This is a genomic window from Streptomyces sp. DvalAA-14, assembly GCF_900091855.1.
Taxonomy (GTDB): Bacteria; Actinomycetota; Actinomycetes; order Streptomycetales; family Streptomycetaceae; genus Actinacidiphila.
This window is the reverse complement of sequence record NZ_FMCH01000405.1, coordinates 1-4,111: the sequence shown is the minus strand read 5'-3', so window position 1 is coordinate 4,111 and position 4,111 is coordinate 1. Positions and strand designations below refer to the sequence as shown.

Here is a 4,111-nt window from a genome sequence, read left to right as displayed (position 1 = left end):
CCAGCCGGCCGCGCGGCGCCCGGCCCCGCCCGCCGGCCGCGCGCCGCTCAGTCCCGCCGGTCGTCGCGCCCGTCCTGCGGGCCGTCGTGCCGCTTGTCGGGGTCGACCACCTCGCCGCGGATGACTTTGCCGTCCGGGCGGTGCATCCGGGCCTGCTCGTCGGCCTCGCGGGCCTGCTGGAAGACGTCACCCAGCGAGCCCGGCGCGGCCGGCGCCGCGACCCGGCGGGCGATCGAGCGGTCCAGTCCCCTGCCGATCAGCTTGCGGGTGGGCGGGAAGAGCAGCGGCAGGGCCAGCGCGTCCGAGAGGAAGCCGGGGATGATCAGCAGCAGGCCGCCGAGCATGTGCAGTCCGTTACGGCTGCCTCCCGGCGCGGCGGCCTGCTCCTCGCCCTCCGCGGTCCCGGCCCCGCCCGCGGCCCGCTGCTGCCGCTGCACCGTCGCGGTCAGATTCCGCCAGGCGCTGCGCCCGGCCCGCTTCACCGCCGACGCGCCCAGGACCAGGCCGGCCAGCAGGCACAGCAGGACGACGAATCCGTTGGTCGCCTCGGCCACCACGACGAGCAGCCAGATCTCCAGCACCGCCCAGACCGCGACCGCCAGCGGCACCACGGTCCGGGCGCGCGGACGCCGCCGTTTGGGCCGGTCGGCCGACTGCGGGCCCCCGGGGGGCGGTGTGCTCATCGTCATACGACAAGTGTGCCGCAGCCTGCCAAGACACGGTAAAGGGAGGGTGGGTGCGCGCGGCCCGCGGGTGGACGCGGACGGTCACCGGACGTCACGATGACCGACGTGACACACCCTTCCGACGGCCAGGACCAGCCCTTCGCGCACCGCCCCGCCACGCCGGGCCCCAACCCGGGCCCGGATCCGGCGGGCGACGGCGGTGGGCCCGTCCCACCCGCGGGCCCGTCCGACAGCCCGCGCCAGCAGATCGCCGACCGCCTGGCCCGGATCGAGGCGCTGCTGCTCGGCGCGGGCCGCGGCCACGAGTTCGCCGGGGCCGAGCAGCGGCTGTTCCCGGCCTGGCGGCGGGTCACCCGGGGTGAACCGCGGTGGGCGGCCACCTGCGCCGTACTGGCGGTGCTGGCGATCCAGCTGACGCTGCCCGCCCGGGTGTCGGTACAGCCGCGGCTGCTGATGCCCGTCGTCGAGTTCGCGCTGCTGATCTGCCTGACGGTGCTCAATCCGCACCGCATCGAGCGCCGCTCGCCCGTCTACCGGATGCTGAGTCTGACGCTGACCTTGACCATCGGCGGCGCCAACGCGTACTCCGCGGTCCGGCTGATCTCCGGCCTGGTCGGCGGCACCGAGGGGGATTCGGCGCGGAGCCTGCTGCTGACCGGCGGCGGGATCTGGCTGGTCAACACGGTGATCTTCGCGCTGCTCTACTGGGAGCTGGACCGGGGCGGCCCGGCGGCGCGCGCCCACGGGGAGCATCCGGTGCCGGACTTCCTCTTCGTGCAGATGCAGTCGCCCGAACTGGCCCCGCCGCAGTGGGAGCCGGCCTTCCTGGACTACTTCTACCTGTCCTTCACCAATTCCACGGCCTTCAGCCCCACCGATGTGATGCCGGTGACGCGCACCGTCAAGGCGCTGATGCTGGTGCAGGCGGCGGTGTCGCTGCTCACCGTCGTGCTGGTGGTGGCGCGGGCCGTCAACATCCTGAAGTGATGACGGCCCGGCCCCGTACGTGTCCGGTGCGGGCGCCGCTCAGTCCTTGCGGCCGGTCATCTTCGCGGCGCGGGCTCCCACGCCCCACGCCGTGACCCGCCACAGCGCCTCGACCACGATGTTGCGGCTCATCTTGCTGTCGCCGCGCTCCCGCTCCACGAAGGTGATGGGCACCTCGACCACGTGGAAGCCCGCCTTGACCGCGCGCCAGGCCAGGTCGACCTGGAAGCAGTAGCCGGCCGAGGCGACCTCGGCCATGCCCAGGCCCTCCAGGGTCTCCTTGCGGAAGGCCCGGTAGCCGCCGGTGACGTCGCGTATCGGCACGTCGAGCATGAAACGCGAGTACGTGCTGCCGCCGCGGGAGAGGATCTCGCGGGACTTGGGCCAGTTGACCACCCGGCCGCCGGAGATCCAGCGCGAGCCCAGCACCAGGTCGGCGCTCTTGAGGGCGGTGAGCAGCCGCGGCAGTTCCTCCGGCTGATGCGAGCCGTCGGCGTCCATCTCGACCAGGACGCCGTACCCCTCGTCGATGCCCCACCGGAAGCCGGCCAGATAGGCGGCGCCGAGGCCCTCCTTGCCCTGCCGGTGCAGGACGTGCACGTGCTCGTCGCCATGGGCCAGTTCGTCGGCCAGTTTGCCGGTGCCGTCCGGGCTGTTGTCGTCCGCGACCAGGACGTGGGCGTCCGGCACCGACTCCCGGACCCGCTGGACGATCGGCCTGATGTTCTCGGCCTCGTTGTAGGTCGGGATGATGACGAGGACCTTGCCGAGCGGACCGTAACTCCGCTGCTCGCCGTCGTTCGCTGTCACTGCTGCCTCTGCCCCTTTGTCATGCGTGTCCGCTCGCGCCTGCCGATCGCGACCGCGGCCGCGCAGGACAGGAGCCCAACCATAGCGAGAGTCCACTCCGGAGCCGCACCGACCCGATCCGCCACGGTCTTCTCGTCGCGCAGCGGAATGTCGGCGCTGAGGACCTGCTGGGTGAACTCGGCGCTGCGCTGCTCGACCTTTCCGTCGGGCGCCACGATCGCGCTGATCCCGCTCGTCGCGGCGGTCACCACGGCCCGGCCGTGCTCGACCGCGCGCAGCCGGGACATGGCCAGTTGCTGTTCCGGCTGGCCGGTGCGGCCGTAGGTGGCGTTGTTGGTCTGCACGACGATGGCGCGGGCGCCGGCGTTGACCGTGTCGCGGACGATGCCGTCGTAGGCCACCTCGAAGCAGATCACGTCGCCCAGTTTGGCCGGGCCGATCTGCAGCACGCCGGTGCCCTTGCCGGGGTAGAAGTCACGCGGGATCTCGTTCAGCCGGCTGATGACCTTGGTGAGTTCCTTGCGGTAGGGCACGTACTCGCCGAAGGGCACCGGGTGTTGCTTGGTGTAGTGGGCGCCGGGGCCGGTGACCGGGTCCCAGACGATGCCCTCGTTCTGGACGTGGTCCTTGTCCGGGCCGTCCACCAGCGCGCCCACCAGGACGGGGACGCCGACCGCCTGGACGGCCTGGGTGATCTTGTCGTACGCGGCCGGGTTGGTGAACGGGTCGAGGTCGGAGGAGTTCTCCGGCCACAGCACCAGGTCCGGCTTGGGCACCCGGCCGGCCTTGATGTCGGCGGCGAGCTTGAGGGTGGCCTTGACGTGGTTGTCGAGGATCATCATCGGGCGGCCGAGGAAGTGCAGCCCGGGCTGCTGCACATTGCCCTGGACCACGGCGATGCGGACGTGGTCGGTGGCATTGGTGGGCACCGGCACCAGCAGTCCGCCCAGCAGGACCGCCGCGGACAGGGCGAGCGCGCCGACCGCTGTGAGGACGCCACGGCGCCCGCGGGGCCGCCGGCGCAGGTCGAGGGCGGCGAGGGCCGCCGCGGCCAGCAGCGTGCCGCTGAGGGCCACCGCGAAGGTGACCAGCGGGGCGCCGCCGAGCGCGGCGAGCGGGGTGTAGGGCGAGCCGGTGTTGGCGAAGGCAAGCCGCCCCCAGGGGAAGCCGCCGAACGGCAGCCGGTCCCGGGCGAGTTCCTCGGTCACCCACAGGCAGGCGGCCCACAGCGGCCACCAGGGCAGCTTCTGGCTGAGCACCAGGCAGGCGCCCAGCGCGGCCAGGAACGCCGCCTCGATGGCGGACAGGCCCACCACGGCGTCCCAGCCGACCACGTTCAGCCAGGACAGCAGCCAGATGAAGAACGGCAGCCCGAAGGCGAAACCGAGCCAGGCGCCCTGGCCGACGGTCCGGCCGCGCATCAGCAGCGACAGCGCGGCGACCGCGACGATCGACAGCGGCCAGATGTCGTACGGCGGGAAGGCGAGGGTCAGCGCGAGCCCGAACACGACGGCCACGGCGGGTACTGGGCGCGGCCCTGCGGCAGGTCGCGGCGAACCTCCGGCGCCGCGTGGCCCGCCCCGGCGCGGCGGCCACGGCGGCGGGCCGCGTGCCGGTCTGCCCGGCGG

The 4,111-nt window shown here is 73.2% G+C and carries 3 protein-coding genes and 1 pseudogene; 1 reads left to right on the top strand and 3 read right to left on the bottom strand.

The features are described 5' to 3' along the window. Nucleotides 1–47: 47 nt before the first annotated feature. Nucleotides 48–689 carry an FxsA family membrane protein gene (gene fxsA, locus GA0115240_RS21425; protein WP_237555080.1) on the bottom strand — a complete coding sequence of 214 codons (642 nt, stop codon included), beginning with the start codon at nucleotides 687–689 and terminating at the stop codon, nucleotides 48–50. Nucleotides 690–791: 102 nt separating this feature from the next. Here fxsA and GA0115240_RS21420 point away from each other — a divergent pair, with 102 nt between their 5' ends. Next, nucleotides 792–1,673, top strand: a complete 882-nt coding sequence (locus GA0115240_RS21420) for a hypothetical protein (RefSeq protein WP_256069916.1) — start codon at nucleotides 792–794, stop codon at nucleotides 1,671–1,673. Nucleotides 1,674–1,712: 39 nt separating this feature from the next. Here the strand turns inward: GA0115240_RS21420 and GA0115240_RS21415 are convergent, their stop codons facing one another. Further along, nucleotides 1,713–2,483, bottom strand: a complete 771-nt coding sequence (locus tag GA0115240_RS21415; RefSeq protein WP_093738629.1) for a polyprenol monophosphomannose synthase — start codon at nucleotides 2,481–2,483, stop codon at nucleotides 1,713–1,715. Continuing rightward, a pseudogene (gene lnt / locus GA0115240_RS21410) lies at nucleotides 2,480–4,079 on the bottom strand (apolipoprotein N-acyltransferase). The gene GA0115240_RS21415 and the pseudogene lnt overlap by 4 nt, the downstream one beginning before the upstream one ends. Nucleotides 4,080–4,111: the final 32 nt, after the last annotated feature.

Bases quoted from the DNA above. Each gene is read 5' to 3' on its own strand.
- fxsA (WP_237555080.1), bottom strand. From the start codon at position 689: ATGACGATGAGCACACCGCCCCCCGGGGGCCCGCAGTCGGCCGACCGG.